Raw genomic sequence first — 17,917 nt, 5'->3', positions numbered from 1 at the left:
CAGCCGACCCGTTCAACATTTCCGGGATTGACATATATCCGGCCGGAAAGCCTTGACGGATACGCGCCCGAGCTCTACCTTTCCGAAGACCGGAATGCCGATTCCGTATTCCGGAATCTCATTCACGATAGGTTTAGCGGGTCTCTGCATGAGTTTCGACTTCTCGACCGTCAGCGCGGGCGCTACCGCCTGGATGCTGATCGCGTCCGCACTCGTCCTCTTCATGACGCCGGGCCTGGCGTTCTTCTACGGCGGCATGGTCCGCGCCAAACACGTGCTCGCCATGCTCATGCAGAACTTCATGTGTATGGCGCTGGTCTCGGTCACCTGGGTGACCGTCGGCTACACCCTCGCGTTCGGTAAGGGCAACGGCTTCTGGGGCGACTTCCACTTCGCCTTCCTGTCCCATATGAACCAGGTCGTGCCCGGCTTCACCGGTACCGCGGCCATGGTCATCGCACCGATGGTGTTCGTCATCTTCCAGATGATGTTCGCCATCATCACGCCCGCGCTGTTCCTGGGATCCACCGCGGACCGCTGGAAATTCAGCTCGTTCGTGCCGTTCATCGTGCTGTGGTCGATCCTGGTCTACAGCCCCTCCGCGCACTGGATCTTCTCCCCCGTCGGCTGGCTCGCCAAGCGCGGCGCGGAGGACTTCGCCGGCGGTATCGTCATCCACGCCTCGGCCGGCACAGCCGCCCTGGTTCTCGCCGTCATGCTCGGCAAGCGCAAGAACTGGCGTGAAGCCGCCCGCCCGCACAACCTTCCGATGATGCTGATCGGCGCCGGCGTGCTGTGGTTCGGCTGGTTCGGTTTCAACGCCGGCTCTGCCCTCGACGCCAACTCCGTTGCCATCCAGGCGTTCGTCAACACCAACACCGCCGCCGCCATCGGCATGCTCGCCTGGCTGAGCGTCGAGCGGCTCCGCCACGGCAAGGCAAGCACCCTGGGCGCCGCGGCCGGCGCCGTCGCGGGTCTCGCCGCCGTCACCCCGGCCGCCGGTTACGTGAACGTGCTCGGCGCGCTCGCCATCGGCCTGGTCTCCGGCATCGTCTGCTGCTTCGCGGTCGAGCTCAAAGGCAAACTCGGCTATGACGATTCGCTCGATGTCGTCGGCGTCCACCTGGCCGGTGGTGTGGTCGGCGCCCTGCTGCTGGGCCTGTTCGGCAACAAGGCCATCAACCCCGCGGGCGCCGACGGCCTCTTCTACGGCGGCGGCCTGAGCCTGCTCGGCAACCAGGCCCTCGCCCTGATCGCCGTAATGGCCTGGGCGGCAATCGTCACCGTTGCCCTGATGCTGGTCCTGAAGAAGATCACCGGCAACCGGGTCTCCGAGGAAGACGAAGAACTCGGCCTCGACCAGGCCCTGCACGGCGAGTCCGCCTACGAATTCGGCGATCCGGACCAGGAACTCGCGGCCCTGCTCGCCGGCCAGGAACCCGACAAGTCAGCGGATACCGCGAAGATGGTCGCGGCAACCGCCAAGATCGTGGCCGACACCGCCAAGATGGTCGCGGAGGCCGCGAAAGCATCGGAGACCGCCAAACACTGACGCTCTCGTCGCAAAACGACGGTCTCATCGCGAAAGGATGGCTCCCCTCAACCGGGAGCCACCCTTTCGCGATGCCATACCCCGGTTTCAGACGGTGGTGAGGGTTCGGTCGAGGAGGGGAAGCAGGCGGTCCCAATGGCGTTGCAGTGCATCGGGATTGAAGGCTTCGGTATCGGACATGGTGTAGCCGTGGATGGTGCCGGGGTAGATCTCGGTGGTGTAGTCGACGCCTGCGGTATCGAAGGCCCGGTTGAGTTTGTCGATGGTCTCGGCGCTCATATCGCCTACCGCGAGGCCGAGGTGGACTTGGGCGGTGAGCCGGGAGAGTAGGTGGTGCGGGCTGTCGGGGGCGTCGGTGACCAGGAAGCCGGGGTGGAATCCGGCCAGGGCGGAGACCCGGCCGGGGTGGGCTGTCGCGGTGCGCATAGCCAGCGCGGCGCCGAGGCAGTAGCCGATGACGCCGACCGGCCCGGTGGCGACTTCCGGCTGGACGGTGAGAAATTCGAGATAGGCATCCGCGTCGCGCAGGACACGTTCGGTGGTGTGGGCCTGGATCAGCGGCCACAGCTCGGCGATGACCGTGGGTCGGAGCTCTTCGCTGATGTAGCCGGGCAGGGTGATCACCGGTGCGGGTGCGTGCCGGTAGTAGAGATTGGGGACAAGCACGTAATACCCGTGCTCGGCCAATTCACGGGCCCTGTCCTTCAATTCGGGGCGCAGGCCGAATGCGTCACTGTAAAGCAGCACTCCCGGGTGCCGGTCACCGTGGTCTGGGAAGGCGGCGAAAGCATCGGCGTGGCCGTCGACGGTGGGAATGCGCAGAGTCTTGATGGTCATTGATTCTCCTGTGGTGGTTTGTGTTTCGAGCCGATGTCAGTGCGCGGCCGGGGCGGGGTAACGATGCGCCGCGGCCTGGGGGCGAGGCAGGGCGTAGCTGATCGTGAAGGCGGCAGCGATCAGTCCGACGCTGACCCAGAGCGTCTGTTCGAAGGCATGGCCGTATGCGGCCGGGCGATCGGTATCGGCGCCGCGGTGGAGTCCGCCGAAGAAGAGGGTGCCGATTGCGGCGACACCGATGCAGGCGCCGAGTTGGCTGACCGTATTGAAAAGGCCGGAGCCCGTACCGATCTGCGCGGGTGCCAGGCCGGCGAGGGTGAGCTGGGCGATCGGGGCGACCACCAGGCCCATGCCGGCGGCGCCGACCAGGATGCCGGGCAGCAGATCCAGTGTGCCCGTGTGACTGTGCGCATGTGCGGCGACGGTGGCCAGCAGCGCGAGGCCGATGGCGGTCGTGACGAGTCCGAGTTGGACTGTGCGCCTGCCGATCCGGGGCAGTAGCACGGTGGCGGACAGTCCCGCGAACACGGTGACGGTGATCGACCAGGCCAGCATGGTCGATCCGGCATGCAGCGGGCTCATGCCCAGTCCGCGCTGCAGGAACTGCATGACGGTGAGAAAGAACCCCATGATCGGCACCAGGAACAACAACTGGACCGCGAGCCCGCCCGCCAGCGAGCGCTGCGCCAGGACAGACACGTCGATGAGCGGCCGGGCTCCGAGCGATGCGATACGCCGCTGCCGGACATAGAACAGGGCAAGCACTGCGAGCCCGGCCGCGATGACCAGGTATGCCCAGGACGGCCGGCCGGTGCCCGCCGACGCGGTGATGAGCGGGTAAATCACCAGTGCCAGACCGGAACCCGCGAGCAGCACGGACATCGGATCCACCCGTTGATCGAGGTCACGGTGCCCATCGGGCAGCAGTCGAGCCGCGGCGATCGCGGCGAACACCCCGACCGGAACATTCACCCAGAAGACCAGTCGCCAGCCCTGCCCGGCGAGATTCCAATCGAGCAGCACCGGTCCGAGGATCGGGCCGAGAGTGGCGGCGATTCCCGACAACGCCGAGAACGCGGCCATCGCGGGCCCGCGCTCCGCTGCGCGATACAGCAATTGAATCTGTGAAAGCACCTGCGGAATCATGGCCGCGGCGAACAATCCTTGCCCGATTCGCGCCGCGATGAGCATTCCGGGGCCGATCGACAGCGAGCACAGCGCCGACGCGGCGGTGAATCCGGCGACGCCGATGATGAACACGCGTTTGTGTCCCCACCGATCGCCGAGGCGGGCGCCCGCGATCAGACCGGCGGTGAGCGCGATCGTGCGGGTGGTTCCGGTGATTCGTTGTGGCATCAACATCCTTCTCTGAATTGCGCCGCACACTAGGTGCGCGGCACAATGAGTGTGTCACACACATAGTGTGCGACGCGATCGTTGTGCCACACACTTATTTCCGGTAGGTTCGCGGGCGTTCACAAACGACAGGGAGGCCAAGGTGAGTCACAGTTCGCGGCGGGAAACCGAAGATCGAGTGCTGGCCGCATTGCCGGGCTGGGTCAATGCGCTCGCGCAACTCAATCGGCTGATCGCCGACCGGATGGGTGTGGTGCCGAGCGATCTGGACTGTCTGCACGTGCTGAACCAGCACGGTCCCGCCACCGCCGCCGAACTCGCGCGCCGCGTCGGCCTCACCCCGGGATCGGTGTCGCGCATGATCGATCGGCTCGACGCCGCCGGCTGCATCACCCGCGTCAACGATCCCGGAGACAGGCGTCGCGTATTGATCGAACCAACCCCGGAAAGCCTGACGCGCATTGCGGACTACTTCGAAGGGCTGGCCGCCCGCACTCACGAGGACCTCGAGGTGTTCGGTACCGAAGAACTCGACCCACTGCTGCAATTCATCGAACGCTCGGAACGCAGCACCCTCGACGAACTCGCCCACCTGCGCGACAACCCACAGACCAACCCCGGGAAAGGCGGGCAATGACCGACCTCCGCACCCATCGATTCACCGCTCGCGATGGACATGAGCTGGCCTACCGCGAGATCGGCGAGGGCCGCCCACTGGTGTTGTTGCACGGCTTCACCGCCGACTCGACGCAATGGCTCGACCACGGACGCGCCTACGCCCTGGCCGAATCCGGGCACCGCGTCATCCTTCCGGACCTGCGCGGCCACGGCGAGAGCACCCGATCGCACGACCCGGCCGCCTACCCACCCGACATCCTGGCCGAAGACGGCCTCGCGCTGATCGATCGGCTCGAAGTCGACGACTACGACCTAGGCGGCTACTCCCTCGGCGCCCGAACGGTATTGCGGATGTTGGTCCGCGGCGCCCGCCCGGCCCGCGCGGTCATCGCCGGGCAAGGACTCGATGCGATCACCAGCGCCGCAACCAACGGCACCAATCGTCGCGTCCTGACCGCCCTCGCCGGCGGCGCGCCCATCGCACCCGGATCACCGGATGCGCAAGTCGCGCACTGGATCACCCATCTCGGCGGCGACCCGCAGGCACTGCTCCACGTCCTGGACTCGCTCGTGGCAACACCGCGCACAGCACTGCACCGGATCCACACCCCCACCCTCGTCGCCGCCGGTGATCAGGACCACGACCACGCCTCCGCCGACGAACTCGCCGCCGCCCTGCCGATAGCGCAATTCACCCGCGTGCCGGGAAACCACTGGACCGCACTGACCAGCCTCGAACTCGCGACCCTGATCGGCGCCTTTCTCGCAGACCGGCGACGAGACCATTCGCTCACCGAGTGATGGAAAGTCCTGGGCAACAGCCCGTTTCAGCCGATCCGGATTCGAGGACGCCTTGACACCACACCATTTTCCGAGGGCACTGCGGTGACGAGGGCCGCGACTCGACGGAGGACATCGATCTGGGCGGCGTTGTAAAGGTCGGCCATGGCATCGGTAAAGGTCTGCAGCGCGAAGTCGGCGCCGTGCGGAGCGTCGGCGGTGATGTCCCGGAGCGCGGGGTGAGCCGAGTGCAGGCGGCGGATGTGGGGGGCGAGACGCTCGGCGAGGTCCCTTCGAGTGCGTTCGCCGGCATCGGCGGGGAGGCGGTCGAGTTCGGCGTTCACGGGCGGGACGGCGTAGGTGCGCACCATCTCGGTACAGGCCTCGAGGACCGCCGGGCCGAGGACTCGGGTTGCCACCAAGGCGAGGGCGCGTTCGGTGTCGGACAATCCGGCCTGTTCGGCGACGGCGACGAGGTCGGCCGGGAGCTCTGCCGGGGTGGGGCGGAGCAGCGTGCGGGCCAGCTCGACGCGATTCCGCTGCAGGCGGTCGATGGTTGCCGCGAGCTCCGCGTCGAGGGCGCGCAGCGCGTGTTCGGAATGCTCTGCGGCGTCACCCAATTCGGCGATACTCGTCAGGGAGAATCCGAGATCGGCGAGACGCTTGATCCGCAGCAGCCGTACGAGATGCGCTACGCCGTAAAGCTTATAGCCGTTATCCGCGCGTTCAGGCTCGGCCAGCAGGCCGATATCGTGATAGTGCCGCACCGCGCGGACGCTGGTGCCGGCCAATTGAGCGAGCTGCCTGGTACTCCACGCCACGACCGTCCTCCTCAGGAACCGGGGTTGAAACCTTGCCGCTGTAGCAGCCAGTCAACCCCGGCCGCCGTCACGGACCGGTCAGTCCCGGGTCAGAAATCCGTCACAGACCCGGTGGCCGAATCCCGGACTAGATGATGCCGGTGCGCAGCGCGTACGCGACGGCGTGCGTGCGGTTACGCAGGTCCAGACGGAACACCACGGCGTGAATGATGTTCTTCACGGTGCGTTCGGAGTAGCTGAGCTGCGAGGCCATCTCGCGCGTCCCCAGCCCGTCCGAAAGTAGTTGCAGGACATCCACTTCCCGAGTTTCCAGCTCGGTGCCGATCCCGTTCGGCGACGCCGACAGCCCGCCACCCGAGCGGACCCGGCCCAGCAGGTACATCTGCACGCTCTCCGGAAGATCGACGCGGCCCCCGGCCGCCGCACAGATCGCCTCCACGATCCGGTTGAAGCTGCTCTCACGCCGGTGGAGCAGCGCGGTCAGGCCCATGACGATCATCCGGGCGACCTGCTCTTCCGAAAACTGATCCGCGACCACCACCAATTTCGGTGCCACGCCCTGTGATTGGGATCTGGCACTCTCCATGAGGGCGAGGACAGGGACCGTGATCGCCCCCGTCACCACGAGCAGAACATCTGCGCGACAACCGAATTCCCAGGACTGAACGTCGAGCTCTCGATGCGAGGACAGGCGCGCCAGCGCGCCTTCCCGGGTCAGCGGGTCAGGGCACAGCAAGGCGACAGCGATCATTCCCATGGATTCCCTCGAACGGCTACTGCGACGACATTCGTTGAAGCAAACGCATATTCGACAGCTGGAGTCCATTTCGTCCGTGCTGTCCGGAACGTAGTCTGCGGTATGCCGCAACGGCACGGTCAAGAGCCGTACGGAAACTCCACGGCGCGACGACCTTCCGCCGAGGGGCCGGAGACCCGCGGCGCGGATCGCGACGGCAGCGCCCCGAGCCAGCGGCGGACCTCTCGCGGTGAGGTCAGCCGCACCACCCGGACGTGCGGGTGATCCGCTATGCGCGTGACTGTTTCGTTCCGGCGGACACCGTGCTGGGTCCAGGCCCACCGCACCGGATGCGTCGGATCACAGACCAATTGCCGCCACGTCTCCCGGTTTCCGCTCCACAACGCCCGCCGGGTGATGATTCGGATCAGGGAGCGCCGCACCACCCGGGTGATGACAATATGACGCGGCAGATCCAGCCACAGGATGGTGTCGGCGCGTTCCCAGAGCAGATCGCCGAGGAAGCGGTGGTACTGGTCGTCACAGATCCACACCGGCTCCCCGGCGAACGCGTGCACCTCGTCCTCGAAGGAGTCGCGTTTGGTCCAGCCCGGACCGTGGTGCAGTGCGTCGAGTTCGTGATACGGGATGGCCAGCCGGGCGGAAACCGCGGCCGCGAGAGTGGATTTGCCGGAACCGGAGATTCCGCCGACCAGGATTCTGTACACGTTCGATCACTTCCGACGAGGGCTGCCGAGCGGACGGTTCACAGCAGGAGATCGGGTTCGCCGTGCACGATCTCCTCCCACAGATTCAGGAACAGCGTGGAACCGTCGCCGCGCGCCTGATCGTGATTGGCGCGGGCCACCTCCGGAGAGATGACCTGCAGGGTGCCCGCGGCGGCCGCCGCCAGCTGGGTCTGCGCCGCCCGTTCCGCGATGATGAACAGCGCCGCCGCCTCGTCCACACTACGGCCGGTGGTCAGCAGGCCGTGATTGGCCAGCACCGCCACCCGATTCTTGCCCAGGTGCTCGGCGATCCGGCGGCCCTCCTCGTCCCCGCGGATCAGGCCGTGGAACGGGATCACCGTATTGTCCTCGAAGAACATGCAGGAATCCTGGGTGATCGGCAGCAGCGGCTGCGCGATCGCCGCCAGGGCTTTCCCATAGATCGAATGCGTATGCGCCGCGGACACCATATCGGGGCGGGCCGCGAGAATGTGCGAATGGATGGTGAAAGCCGCTGTGCTGACCCGTCCTTCACCGTGCACGACGTGGCCGCTGGGACCCACCAGAATGAGATCGGAGACCCGCAGCCGGCCGAAGGCGCGCCCGAGCGGATTGAGCCAGAAGTGGTCGGGCAGTTCGGGATCGCGGGCACTGATATGCCCGGCCAGCTGCTCCTCGTACCCCAGCTTGGCGAAGATTCGCAGCGCGCCGACCAACCGCTCCTGCCGCCAGCGCCGGTCCTGTTCGACGGTCAGCGTAGTGGGTTTGGTGGGCAGTTCGGGACGCTGACGGGCGCGCAGTCCGGCGACGAACGCGGACGGCTGACGAGCGCTCGACCCGTCGATCGTGGACGTCATGAATGGCCTCCTCGAAGAATGAAGGAAGATGCCCGGAAATACCGGGACTTCGACTCATCATAATGGCCCGGGTGAGTGCCGGTCCTGCCCGAAAGGGCATGGTACACAGCCGATTTCTGCCTTTTCGGGAGAATTGCTTTCGCACCGGACCCGACCGGATATATCGTTCCGTCGCGACCCCGGAACGAGAAATGAGAATGGGGTGAGGAATTCATGTCCGTAGTCAAGGTATTGCGGCACCGCGGTGTCGCCGAGGGTTTGGTCGTGCCGCGCGATATCGCCGAATCGGTGGATATCGTGGAGATTCCCGAGTACGGCGCGTTGCCCGCCGGCCTGCGCGCGGACGCCTTGTTCACCGGCGCCTGGCGCGGAGCGATGCCCAATCTCTACGAGACCGTGCGGCACTGCGGTGTCCGCTGGGTACACCTCTACGGCACCGGGGTCGACGAGCTCGACCTCGCCCGACTGTGCGCCGACGGCCGGGTCGTCACCAATTCCGCAGGCGCCGCCGCGATTCCGATCGCCGAATGGGTGATGGCCACCCTGCTGGCCTTCGAGAAGCGGCTGCCGGAGACCTGGCTCGACGAGGCACCGGAGTCCTGGCATCGGCGCCGGCCCATCGGCACGCTGCACGGGCGCAGGATCGCGGTGCTGGGGCTCGGCGCGATCGGTACCGCGCTCGCCGCCCGCGCCGTGGCCTTCGGCGCCTCGGTGCGCGGCCTGCGCCGGACCGCGGGCCCCGCACCGCTCCCGGGGGTCGAGACGGTGTCGAGCCTGACCGAATTGCTCTCCGGTGCAGAACATCTCGTGCTCACCGTGCCTCTCACCCCGGCCACCCGCCATATTCTCGATGCCGACGCGTTCCGGGCGATGAAGCCGGGCGTGCACGTGGTCAATGTCGCCCGGGGCGGGCTGATCGACCACGACGCATTGCGGACCGCGCTCGACGCCGGCGTGGTCGAGCGCGCCTCGCTCGACGTGAGCGATCCGGAACCGCCGCCACCCGGGCATTGGCTCTATACACATCCGCGAGTGCGGCTGACGCCGCATCTGTCCTATGCGTGGCCGGAATCGCGGCAGACCCATATCGCGATCTTTCTGGACAATCTGCGCGCATTCCTGCGCGACGGCGAACCGCAGCGGCGCGTCGACCCGACCGCCGGATATTGATCGAGCGGATCGCCGTGCGGCGATCCCTGGCCCGAAGGGGAACCCATGAGCTGGCCGTCCCACGTCGTCATGACGCCCGGAACCCGAACGGCGCTCGTCGAATTCACCGATACGTGGAGCATCCAGGAACTGGAGCAGCCCGACGTACAGCAGCGGGCGCTGACCGAGGCCCGGGCCGCGGTGCCCGGACTGGAGACGCTGCTGTCGGAGGCGATCGACGCGGTGCACCGGACCGGCGCGGTCATCGTGGGCGGCTTTCCGGGCGCCTCGGCGGCCCTGGTGGTCTTCGCGAGCGCGCTGGGCGAGGTGAACGCGGCCTTCAACGGCCCGGAACCGGGCACCCTGGTGCACGATCTGGTCGCGGTCGCCGATCGGCAGCGCCGCGCCGACCCGCCGCACAATGATTCGGTCTTCCTCGAGCGGCCGCACGCCTACATCGGATTGGTGTGTGTCCGGCCGAGTTCGAGCCGCGACGGCCTGACCATGCTCATCCGGGCCGGCGATCTGGAGGCCGCGCTGCTCGAGCGCGGGGTCGATGTGTCACTGCTGCGCGATCCCTGTTTCCCGTTCGCCGAGCCCGATCCGAAGGACCCCGAGGCGGGAGAGCCCGCGGTGCACCTGCGCCCACTGCTGAGCGGAACCGGGGCGAGCGCGACCGTATTGTGGCGGCCCACGCGGGTGCGCGCGGGCCTGGAGATGCGCCCGGACGCCCTGGACGCCGCACATCGGGCGGCGCTCGACGCCTTCGCGGCCGCGCTCGAGGATCCCGCGCTGGCCACGCTGACCATGCTGGACGAGGGCGACCTGCTGCTGCTCGACAATCGCGGTGTGCTGCACGGGCGTACGCCCATCGCGGCGGGTGGGCAGGACCGGCATCTCAAGCGCGTCAAGATCCATGCCTGACCCCACCTCGATCGCGCCGGTGATCCGGGCGCCTCGGATCGTCGGCGCCAACGATCCCGCTCTGCGTTTCCCCGGCGCGGTATCGGTCGAGCGATACCACGGCTGGGCGACGCCGTGGCGGGTCCCGTACCTGCAGCGCGATCTGTATCTGCCCGACCGCACGCCGGTGCGGGCCGCCTACGCCAACGGTGTGCGAATCGCCTTCCGGACCGATAGCGAGTGGCTGGCCTGCCGCTATCGCGCGCATCCGGCGCCGGAGATGGGTGAGCCCGCCGAACAGGCGCGCCTCGACATCTGTTGCGACGAACGACTCACGGCCACCGTCGATCTCGATGCCGACGCCGAAGTGCGCACGTTCCGGGCCGACCTGCCGCCCGGCATGAAGCGGGTCGAGTTGTGGCTGCCCTGCTACAACCGCTTCGACCTGCGCGCACTGGAGCTCGCTCCCGGTGCGCTGGCCGGCATCGACGCCGGCCCGCGCCGGCCGTGGGTGCACTACGGCAGTTCGATCTCCAACGGCCGCGGCGCCGCCTCGCCGAGCCGGGCCTGGCATGCGCTGCTGGCCCGCTCGGCGGGATCGGATTCGGTCTCGATCGGCCTGGGCGGGGTCTGTCATCTGCAGCCGATGTTCGCGCGGCTCATGCGTGACCTGCCGGCCACGCTGCTCACGGTCTGCGTCGGGATCAATGTCTGCAAGTACGGAACGCACAACTGGCGCAGCTACTCCGACGCGCTCATCGGATTCCTGCAGATCGTCCGGGAGGGCCATCCGCACACCCCGCTGGTGGTGATGTCGGCCATCCATTCGCCGCGCTGGGAGGAAGCACCCGGCCCGGCGGGGATGACGCTGCCGCAGTACCGCGAGCTGACCGACCGGGCGGTGGCCGCGTTGCGCGGGCACGGCGATCGGAACCTGCACTACATCGACGGGACGGAGGTGATCGGACCGGACGACGAGCATTTGATGCTCGAACCCGCCGGTATCCCCGCCCTGCATCTCGGCCCGCGCGGGCACTGGGTCTTCGCGAGCCGGTTCCGGCGGCGATTGGCGGCGCTCGGAGTGCTGCCCGCGCCCGCCGGACAGCGGCCGCTCGCCCTTTGACGCACTATCGATGTCCTTTCGGGCAGTGCCGCCCGAACCCGGTATTTCCGAAATTGTTGCGGGACTACCATTTTCGTATCGCCGAATCCGGCAATTCCCGTCACATTCGCTGTGAAAGACAACCAGATGCCCGTTCTCAAGAGCATTGCAGCCGACTTCCGGGTCTCCGAAGCCATGGCGATTGCCATTTCGGCGCCGGGACCGGACACCCACCATTACGTGAGATTGCACAAGTCCGGTTACACGACATTCGAGGCCATCGATATCGTGGCCGAATTCTTCGGTATCGAGCGCGGGGATATCGGTCACGCCGGCCTGAAGGACGAGGACGGCGTCACCGATCAGTTCCTCGCGATAGCCGCCCGCCTGGACGAGAGCCGCATCGAGGAATTCAACAAGGTGCACGGCCCGCAGTCGACGGCCGAATCGTGGATGCTGATCCAGGACTACGGTCACGCCGCGCACTCGCTGGAACCGGGTGACTTGGACGGCAACAGCTTCCGCATCGTGGCACGCGGTCTGGACGCCGCCCAGGCCGAGCGGCTGGGCGCACTGCGCGGCAGGCGGACCTTCTTCTTCGTCAACTACTACGACACCCAGCGGTTCGGTGTTCCCCACGGCCCCAAGCAGACTCATCTGCTGGGCCGGGCGCTGCTCGACAAGAACTATCCGCGAGCGTTCGATCTGCTGCGCGATTCCGGGTCGCCGGAGGCGCGGGCCTGCGCCGGCTTCACCGGTACGCCCGAAGAGTTCTTCGCCGCGCTCGACCCGCGCCGGATCGCGTTCTATCTCTCCTCGCACGCCTCGGGCGAATGGAATGCCAAGGTGCGCACGCTCGTTCGCGAGGTCTCCGGTGACGACGCGATCGAGGTGGACCGCGAAGGGATCCCTTACGTGTTCTGCCACAAACCGGAGACCGCGCTCGAGGTGCTCCGCCGCGGCGCCGCGCTGCGCTGCCGCAGCTATCGCTGGCGTGACGGAGAAATGACGTCCGGTGATTCCCCGCGTCCCCTCGCGGTCCAGACGCAGATCCGCATCAGCGATGTGCGCCCGGACGACACCGTGCCCGGAACCTGGCGCTGCACCATGGCGTTCTTCCTGCCCAGCGGCTGCTACGGCACGAGCGCGGTGACCCAGTTCTTCCTCCTGCTGCCGGAGCTGTCATGACCGCGGCGACCACGGGCGCCGCCCCGGCGGATGCCGCCGTCGCCGACACCCTGATCGTCCAGGGCGGCCGGCCGCTGCACGGTGAGGTGCGCGTCGCCGGATTCAAACACGCGCTGGTGACCGTGATCGGGGCGGCGCTCGTCGGCCGGGCGCCGATCGCGATCCGCAACTGCCCGGAGATCGAGGACACCCGAGTGCTCGCCGAGGTGCTGCGCCGGGCCGGCGGCCGCGTGACCCACGGAACCGGCACGCTGGACCTGGATCTGGGTGAGCTGCGCGATCTGCCGCTCGACCCGCTCCTGACCGCGCGCATTCACGGCACCGCCTATCTGCTGCCCGGCCTGCTGGCGCGGTTCGGCCGCGTCGAACTGCCGCCGACCGGTGGCTGCCGCATCGGTGATCGCCCCGCGGGCGGGCGGCCCGTCGAGCAGTATCTGCGGGTGCTGACCCGTTTCGGCGCACACGGCGAGATCTCCGCGGACGGCACGCTGTCGGTCACCGCGGACCGGCTCACCGGCTGCGAACTGGATCTGCGCGAGTTCATGGCCGATCCGGTATTGCTCTCCGGCCCACTGTATTCGGGCGCCACCAAGACCGCGATCCTGGCGGCGGCCGCGGCACAAGGTACTACGCGCCTGCACTATCCATACCCCAAACCGGATGTGACGGAACTCGTCCGGGTGTTGTCCCGGCTGGGCTGGACGATCACCCGGCCCGGCCCGGCCGAACTGGTCATCGAGGGCCGGCCGGATCGCGGCGAAACCCGGCCGGTGGAGCACACTTTGATCAGCGATCTCATCGAAGTGGTCACCTGGGCCACCGCCGCGGTCCTGACCGGCGGGTCGATCCGGCTGACCGGCTTGACCGGCGCGGCGCTGAGCACCGGCCTGGCCCCGGAGATCGCGGTCGCGCGGGACCTGGGCCTGTACTGGGAGCCCGACGGCGCCGATGCCGTGGTGATACGGCCCCACCAGCCGTCCCGCCCGGTGGACGTGACCGTCGCCTCGCACGGCATCTACAGCGACAGCCAGCCCTTCCTGATGCTGCTGGCCACGGCGGCTCCGGGCGTCTCACATATCCGGGAAACGGTGTGGCAGCAGCGGTTCGCCCATGCCGGCGAGCTGAACCGGCTGGGCACCCGCATCGAGGTCAGCGGCGCGATGGCCCGAATCACCGGGGACCACCCGCCGGTGCGCGGCGCGGACCGGCTCACCGCCACCGACCTGCGCGGCGCGGCGGCACTGCTGCTGGGCGCGCTCCGGGCCCGGGGCACGACCCGGATCACCGGAACCGGCCATCTGGTGCGCGGATACCGGGATCTGGTGGGCGATCTGCGCCGGCTCGGCGCCCGCATCGAAACCGGCGGACCCCTCCGCGAACCGAATGACCAACCGTGACAAGGACACTCATGCCCGATCCCCGATCGCCCCGCATCCTGGTCATCTGGCCGCCACAGGTGCTCAGCTACTTCAACGCCGGACACCATCTCGCGCTGTACCAGGTGACCGGTCATCTGCGAAACATGCTGCCGCACGCCGAGGTTCGCGTCCTCGACGCCACGGTGGAGCGCTGCACCTGGAAGGATATCGGCGACGATCTCTTCCAGCGGCAGTACGACGTCATCGCGATCATGAACGACTTCGACGGTGTCGACGGCATCCGCCGGTTCCTCGGCTACGCCCGCGCGCTGAGCCCCGCGAGCAAGGTGGTCACCTTCGGGCGGCTGAGCGGTATGAATCCGGGCTTCTTCCAGCGCTACGACCTGGACGCGATCGTGCACAACGGTGATTTCGAACCCGGCGTGTACGCCGCCACCGGCGCGTTCCTCGGTCTCGAGAGCGCGGACACCTCGACCCTCTATCTGCGCGGCGACGGCGGGTGGACGCCCCCGGCGCGCTCCGGTGACGTGCTGGACCCGCAGGATTGGGTGCTGCCCGATCCCGCGGAGATCCCGTATCACCGCTACGACGAGATGTACGGCAATGATGCCAACAAGTTCTGCGGCATACCCAAGCGCCGGGAACTCGTCGTACCGGCCGCTCGGGGTTGCCCGATCGGCTGCTCCTACTGCGAGGTCCACCCGATCTTCGGCAAGCGTGAGCGCCGGCTCTCCGTCGATCGCACCCTCGACTACATCGAACGATCCTTCGCCGCGGCGCCTTTCGAATACGTCGCCTTCTACGCACCGACCTTCACCCTGGACCGCAAATGGGTACGCGAACTGTGCGATCGGCTGATCGCGGGCGGTGCGCGGTACCCGTGGAAGTGCGCCACCACCATGCACCATCTCGATCGGGAACTGGTGGAGCGCATGGGCCGCTCCGGATGCGTGCGGATCAGCGTCGGCCTGGAGACCCTCGAACCGGCCGGGCACGATGCGCTGCCGCGGGCCAAGCATCGCACCGACGCCGATCTGGACCGGCTGTCGCAGTGGTGCGCGGAGGCGGGTGTCGAGCTCAATTGCTTTGTCATCGTGGGACTTCCGGGCACCAGCGTGGACGGCGCGCGGCACACCATCGCGACCGTCCATCGCCTGCACGGGCGGGCGCGACCGACGGTCTACTGCCCCACCGAGCGCATGACGCCCGAGATGACCGAGGCCGAGATGGGCAGCTACAACCGGCAATTGTTCGTCGCGGATTCGCACGGGTTCACGCCGGAGGAACTGCACGCCGCCTATGAGCTGGTCTTCGGCCACCAGCCGGATCAGACGACCGTGTTCCAGCACATTCCGACACACGAGTCCGCCCGCACCAGCGCATAGAAGGTTTCCCGTGACAGAGATCGCCATCGAATCACCCTTCACCGCTGCCGGATTCGGCGGCGCGTACCGCAGCACCCGGTCCCGGCGGCCCGGTGAGGTCAATCTGAAGAGCTGCGGACTGCTGCATCCCAGCGCCGCCGAATTCCATGCCGCGACGCTGCGCCGGATCGACCCGATCGAGATACTCACCTATCCGGTCCTGGCCGAGACCTACGCGCTGGTCGCCCGGCAGCTCGGGGTGGACGCCGACCTGCTGGTGCTCACCCCGGGCAGCGATCCCGGCCTGGGCCTGCTGTTGCGGGCCTTCCCGCGGGCGGAGCGGATCGTGTTGCACACCCCGAACTTCGGCGGCTGGTCGAAGTTCGCGCGCATCGCCGGGCGGACCCTCGATCAGGTGCTGCCCGCCGAGAGCGGCGAGTTCCGGCTCGCCGATCTGACCGAGCGAATGCGGCAGGGCGCACCGGCTTTCGTCGTCGTCACCCAGCCGCACAGCTATACCGGTCAGGTCCACGCCGCGGCCGAGCTCGAGGAGCTGGCCGAGGAGGTCGGCCGCCACGGCAGTCTGCTGGTGCTGGACACCGCCTACCTCGCCTTCACCGAGGGCGGTGAGGAGCTGGTACGCGGGGTGGTCGGCCGGCCGCATGTGGTGCGCGTCAACAGCTTCTCCAAGAGTCACGGTCTGTCGGGCGCCCGGATCGCGGCGCTCGCACTGCATCCCGAACGCGCCGGGCACGTGTTCGATCTGGATCCGGAGGCGCCGGTCTCCGGCGTCGCACTGGCGCTGCTGCGCGCGGCTCTCGCCGAACCCGAGCTGTTCGCCACCATCCAGGCCGACGTCCGCCGGCTGCGCGGAGTCTTCGCGACACTCATCGAGGATTCGATGCCGGGGTGGCGGGCACGGCCCAGCGGGGGCAACTTCGTCGCCTTCGACGTGCCCGAACCCGCCACGGCCGCAGGCGCTTACGAGTATCTGAACGAGCACGCGATCATCACGCGGGATCTGTCGGGGCTGCCGGGCATGCCGGCCGCGGTCCGGATCGCCATCGGCGACGAGCCCACCGTCCACCGGGTGGCCGACCTGTTGACGACATGGCGGCGGGGCCGGTCGCTGTGACGGCGCTCCACGACTCGCATGTACTCCCCCGCACGCGCATGCTCCGCGTGCCGGGCCTGCCGAATGTGCGCGACGCGGGTGGGCTGCGCGGGCCGGGGACGTGCCGGGTGCGTTCGCGAATCTTGTTGCGCGGTCCAGCGCCCGGGCCCCGGACCGCGGCGGGGCTGTCCCGGCTGGGCGTGCGGACCGTGGTGGATCTGCGCCATCCGAACGAACGGCACGGCACCGATTTCCCGGTGGATCCCGGTGTGCGAGTACTGCGCCGACCGTTGAGCGCCGATATGACCGGAATTCGCGGGGTGCGCCGCCCACAGCCCGCCGCCTACCTGGCGCATTACCGGCTGCTGCTGCCGCAGGCCGCGCCGGTGGCCGTGGAGATCATCGGCCTGCTCGCCGGTCCGTCGGCCGCGCCCGTGTACGTCTGTTGTGCCTTCGGCAAGGACCGGACCGGGGTGGTGTGCGCACTGGTGCTGCGGGCGCTGCGGGTCCGGCTCGCGGAGGTCGCCGGTGACTACGCGCTGACCGCACGCGCCTATCGCATGTATCGGCCGGAAGAGCCGCTGCCCGAATGGGCCTCGGCCTATGCGCCGGGCGATCTCGCGGCCCGGACCGCGACCTCCGGCCACACGATGCGCCTGCTGCTGACCGGCATCGAACAGGACCATCACGACCTGCCCTCCTATCTGGAGCCGTTCGGGCTGCACCGTCCGAGCTGGCGGGATGCGATCCGCCGGAGCTACCGGCGCGAGAAGGGATGACCCATGCCCGTGCTCGATCTGACCGCGATCGAAAAGGCCGAGCTGCACGATGATCCGTATCGGCACGCCGTACTGGCACGGTCCTTCACCAGCGCCGAATTCGCCGGCGCCCTGCGGGCCGAGTTCGCCGAGGACGGATTCGTCCGCAACGAACGCCGGGACACGACTCCGGGCGGCAAACGCTATCTGATGTTCAACCGGCAGGTGGTCGAGGACGGCGTCCCCTTGCCGGACAATGTCGCCACCCTGTCGCCGATCTGGCGGGAGCTGATCGGTGAACTGCTCGGCGCCGGTTACCGCGCTGCCCTGGCCGAGCTGACCGGCGCGGAGCTGGACGACTGTGTGGTCGAGGCCCGCCTGGACCGTTACGGCGAAGGATGCTGGATCGAGCCGCATACCGACCGCGCGGACAAGGTCGTCACCCAGCTGTTCTATTTCAACGAGCCCTGGCGCGACGAATGGAACGGGGAGTTCCGGGTGCTGCGCGGCCCGCAGCTCGACGACTACGCCCGGCGGGTCCCGCCGCGGCTGGGCACCTCGGTGATCATGCGCCGCTCCGAGCATTCCTGGCACGGCGTGCCACCCATCACGGAGGGCAGTGGGCAGCAACGGCTTTCGCTGCTCGTGCACTTCGTCCGGAAATCCGATTGAGCA

At 68.0% G+C, this 17,917-nt stretch carries 18 protein-coding genes; 12 read left to right on the top strand and 6 right to left on the bottom strand.

Features of this window, described 5'->3' with window-relative positions:
* Positions 1 to 148: 148 nt before the first annotated feature.
* A complete protein-coding gene (locus ACIP5Y_RS36710) occupies positions 149 to 1,552 on the top strand; it encodes an ammonium transporter (protein WP_400357026.1) in 1,404 nt (467 codons plus the stop codon).
* An 87-nt stretch (positions 1,553 to 1,639) separates the two neighbouring features.
* On the opposite strand, the gene ACIP5Y_RS36705 is transcribed toward ACIP5Y_RS36710, so the two are convergent.
* Both ACIP5Y_RS36705 and ACIP5Y_RS36700 read right to left on the bottom strand, forming a co-directional pair.
* A complete protein-coding gene (locus tag ACIP5Y_RS36705; RefSeq protein WP_400357025.1) occupies positions 1,640 to 2,389 on the bottom strand; it encodes a dienelactone hydrolase family protein in 750 nt (249 codons plus the stop codon).
* Positions 2,390 to 2,425: 36 nt separating this feature from the next.
* On the bottom strand, positions 2,426 to 3,745 hold the full coding sequence (locus ACIP5Y_RS36700; RefSeq protein WP_400357024.1) for an MFS transporter: 1,320 nt from the start codon (positions 3,743 to 3,745) through the stop codon (positions 2,426 to 2,428).
* Between the two features lie 142 nt (positions 3,746 to 3,887).
* Between ACIP5Y_RS36700 and ACIP5Y_RS36695 the strand changes: the two genes are divergently transcribed.
* Positions 3,888 to 4,382: a MarR family winged helix-turn-helix transcriptional regulator gene (locus ACIP5Y_RS36695; RefSeq protein WP_400357023.1), complete on the top strand. Its 495-nt coding sequence runs from the start codon at positions 3,888 to 3,890 to the stop codon at positions 4,380 to 4,382.
* Positions 4,379 to 5,164, top strand: coding sequence for an alpha/beta fold hydrolase (locus ACIP5Y_RS36690; RefSeq protein ID WP_400357022.1), 786 nt, complete (start codon positions 4,379 to 4,381; stop codon positions 5,162 to 5,164). The genes ACIP5Y_RS36695 and ACIP5Y_RS36690 overlap by 4 nt, the downstream gene beginning before the upstream one ends.
* A 26-nt stretch (positions 5,165 to 5,190) precedes the next feature.
* Here ACIP5Y_RS36690 and ACIP5Y_RS36685 read toward each other — a convergent pair whose 3' ends face one another.
* The 4 genes from ACIP5Y_RS36685 to ACIP5Y_RS36670 form a co-directional block, all read right to left on the bottom strand.
* Positions 5,191 to 5,964 (bottom strand): MerR family transcriptional regulator, encoded by a 774-nt coding sequence (locus ACIP5Y_RS36685; RefSeq protein WP_400357021.1) that lies wholly within the window; start codon positions 5,962 to 5,964, stop codon positions 5,191 to 5,193.
* A gap of 127 nt (positions 5,965 to 6,091) precedes the next feature.
* The gene (locus ACIP5Y_RS36680; RefSeq protein WP_400358037.1) at positions 6,092 to 6,838 is read right to left on the bottom strand and encodes a response regulator transcription factor; all 747 of its coding nucleotides are present in this window, start codon (positions 6,836 to 6,838) and stop codon (positions 6,092 to 6,094) included.
* A 2-nt stretch (positions 6,839 to 6,840) separates the two neighbouring features.
* Complete coding sequence (locus ACIP5Y_RS36675) at positions 6,841 to 7,428, bottom strand: AAA family ATPase (RefSeq protein ID WP_400357020.1); 588 nt, start codon at positions 7,426 to 7,428, stop codon at positions 6,841 to 6,843.
* Positions 7,429 to 7,466: 38 nt separating this feature from the next.
* On the bottom strand, positions 7,467 to 8,285 hold the full coding sequence (locus tag ACIP5Y_RS36670; protein ID WP_400357019.1) for a class II aldolase/adducin family protein: 819 nt from the start codon (positions 8,283 to 8,285) through the stop codon (positions 7,467 to 7,469).
* A gap of 213 nt (positions 8,286 to 8,498) precedes the next feature.
* Here ACIP5Y_RS36670 and ACIP5Y_RS36665 point away from each other — a divergent pair, with 213 nt between their 5' ends.
* The 9 genes from ACIP5Y_RS36665 to ACIP5Y_RS36625 all read left to right on the top strand — a co-directional run bounded on the left by ACIP5Y_RS36665 (position 8,499) and on the right by ACIP5Y_RS36625 (position 17,914).
* Positions 8,499 to 9,455 carry an NAD(P)-dependent oxidoreductase gene (locus ACIP5Y_RS36665; RefSeq protein WP_400357018.1) on the top strand — a complete coding sequence of 319 codons (957 nt, stop codon included), beginning with the start codon at positions 8,499 to 8,501 and terminating at the stop codon, positions 9,453 to 9,455.
* A gap of 45 nt (positions 9,456 to 9,500) precedes the next feature.
* Positions 9,501 to 10,358 carry a TauD/TfdA family dioxygenase gene (locus tag ACIP5Y_RS36660; RefSeq protein WP_400357017.1) on the top strand — a complete coding sequence of 286 codons (858 nt, stop codon included), beginning with the start codon at positions 9,501 to 9,503 and terminating at the stop codon, positions 10,356 to 10,358.
* Positions 10,351 to 11,460 carry an SGNH/GDSL hydrolase family protein gene (locus ACIP5Y_RS36655; protein ID WP_400357016.1) on the top strand — a complete coding sequence of 370 codons (1,110 nt, stop codon included), beginning with the start codon at positions 10,351 to 10,353 and terminating at the stop codon, positions 11,458 to 11,460. Before ACIP5Y_RS36660 ends, ACIP5Y_RS36655 begins: the two co-directional genes overlap by 8 nt.
* A gap of 126 nt (positions 11,461 to 11,586) precedes the next feature.
* On the top strand, positions 11,587 to 12,627 hold the full coding sequence (gene truD / locus ACIP5Y_RS36650; RefSeq protein ID WP_400357015.1) for a tRNA pseudouridine(13) synthase TruD: 1,041 nt from the start codon (positions 11,587 to 11,589) through the stop codon (positions 12,625 to 12,627).
* On the top strand, positions 12,624 to 14,024 hold the full coding sequence (locus tag ACIP5Y_RS36645) for a hypothetical protein (RefSeq protein ID WP_400357014.1): 1,401 nt from the start codon (positions 12,624 to 12,626) through the stop codon (positions 14,022 to 14,024). Before truD ends, ACIP5Y_RS36645 begins: the two co-directional genes overlap by 4 nt.
* 11 nt (positions 14,025 to 14,035) lie before the next feature.
* Positions 14,036 to 15,391, top strand: a complete 1,356-nt coding sequence (locus tag ACIP5Y_RS36640) for a B12-binding domain-containing radical SAM protein (RefSeq protein WP_400357013.1) — start codon at positions 14,036 to 14,038, stop codon at positions 15,389 to 15,391.
* A gap of 10 nt (positions 15,392 to 15,401) precedes the next feature.
* Positions 15,402 to 16,505: an aminotransferase class I/II-fold pyridoxal phosphate-dependent enzyme gene (locus ACIP5Y_RS36635; protein WP_400357012.1), complete on the top strand. Its 1,104-nt coding sequence runs from the start codon at positions 15,402 to 15,404 to the stop codon at positions 16,503 to 16,505.
* The gene (locus tag ACIP5Y_RS36630) at positions 16,502 to 17,263 is read left to right on the top strand and encodes a tyrosine-protein phosphatase (RefSeq protein WP_400357011.1); all 762 of its coding nucleotides are present in this window, start codon (positions 16,502 to 16,504) and stop codon (positions 17,261 to 17,263) included. Before ACIP5Y_RS36635 ends, ACIP5Y_RS36630 begins: the two co-directional genes overlap by 4 nt.
* A 3-nt stretch (positions 17,264 to 17,266) precedes the next feature.
* Positions 17,267 to 17,914, top strand: a complete 648-nt coding sequence (locus tag ACIP5Y_RS36625) for a 2OG-Fe(II) oxygenase (protein WP_400357010.1) — start codon at positions 17,267 to 17,269, stop codon at positions 17,912 to 17,914.
* Positions 17,915 to 17,917 lie beyond the last annotated feature (3 nt).

The organism is Nocardia sp. NPDC088792, assembly GCF_044750615.1.
Classification (GTDB): Bacteria; Actinomycetota; Actinomycetes; order Mycobacteriales; family Mycobacteriaceae; genus Nocardia.
The sequence above is the reverse complement of the archived record's forward strand: the minus strand, read 5'-3'. Positions and strand labels throughout refer to the sequence as shown.

What these genes read in the sequence shown, in the direction of transcription:
- ACIP5Y_RS36710 (WP_400357026.1), top strand. Translation starts at nt 149, where the DNA reads ATGAGTTTCGACTTCTCGACCGTCAGCGCGGGCGCTACCGCCTGGATG.
- ACIP5Y_RS36705 (WP_400357025.1), bottom strand. Translation starts at nt 2,389, where the DNA reads ATGACCATCAAGACTCTGCGCATTCCCACCGTCGACGGCCACGCCGAT.
- ACIP5Y_RS36700 (WP_400357024.1), bottom strand. Translation starts at nt 3,745, where the DNA reads ATGCCACAACGAATCACCGGAACCACCCGCACGATCGCGCTCACCGCC.
- ACIP5Y_RS36690 (WP_400357022.1), top strand. Translation starts at nt 4,379, where the DNA reads ATGACCGACCTCCGCACCCATCGATTCACCGCTCGCGATGGACATGAG.
- ACIP5Y_RS36670 (WP_400357019.1), bottom strand. Translation starts at nt 8,285, where the DNA reads ATGACGTCCACGATCGACGGGTCGAGCGCTCGTCAGCCGTCCGCGTTC.
- ACIP5Y_RS36665 (WP_400357018.1), top strand. Translation starts at nt 8,499, where the DNA reads ATGTCCGTAGTCAAGGTATTGCGGCACCGCGGTGTCGCCGAGGGTTTG.
- ACIP5Y_RS36660 (WP_400357017.1), top strand. Translation starts at nt 9,501, where the DNA reads ATGAGCTGGCCGTCCCACGTCGTCATGACGCCCGGAACCCGAACGGCG.
- ACIP5Y_RS36655 (WP_400357016.1), top strand. Translation starts at nt 10,351, where the DNA reads ATGCCTGACCCCACCTCGATCGCGCCGGTGATCCGGGCGCCTCGGATC.
- truD (WP_400357015.1), top strand. Translation starts at nt 11,587, where the DNA reads ATGCCCGTTCTCAAGAGCATTGCAGCCGACTTCCGGGTCTCCGAAGCC.
- ACIP5Y_RS36645 (WP_400357014.1), top strand. Translation starts at nt 12,624, where the DNA reads ATGACCGCGGCGACCACGGGCGCCGCCCCGGCGGATGCCGCCGTCGCC.
- ACIP5Y_RS36640 (WP_400357013.1), top strand. Translation starts at nt 14,036, where the DNA reads ATGCCCGATCCCCGATCGCCCCGCATCCTGGTCATCTGGCCGCCACAG.
- ACIP5Y_RS36625 (WP_400357010.1), top strand. Translation starts at nt 17,267, where the DNA reads ATGCCCGTGCTCGATCTGACCGCGATCGAAAAGGCCGAGCTGCACGAT.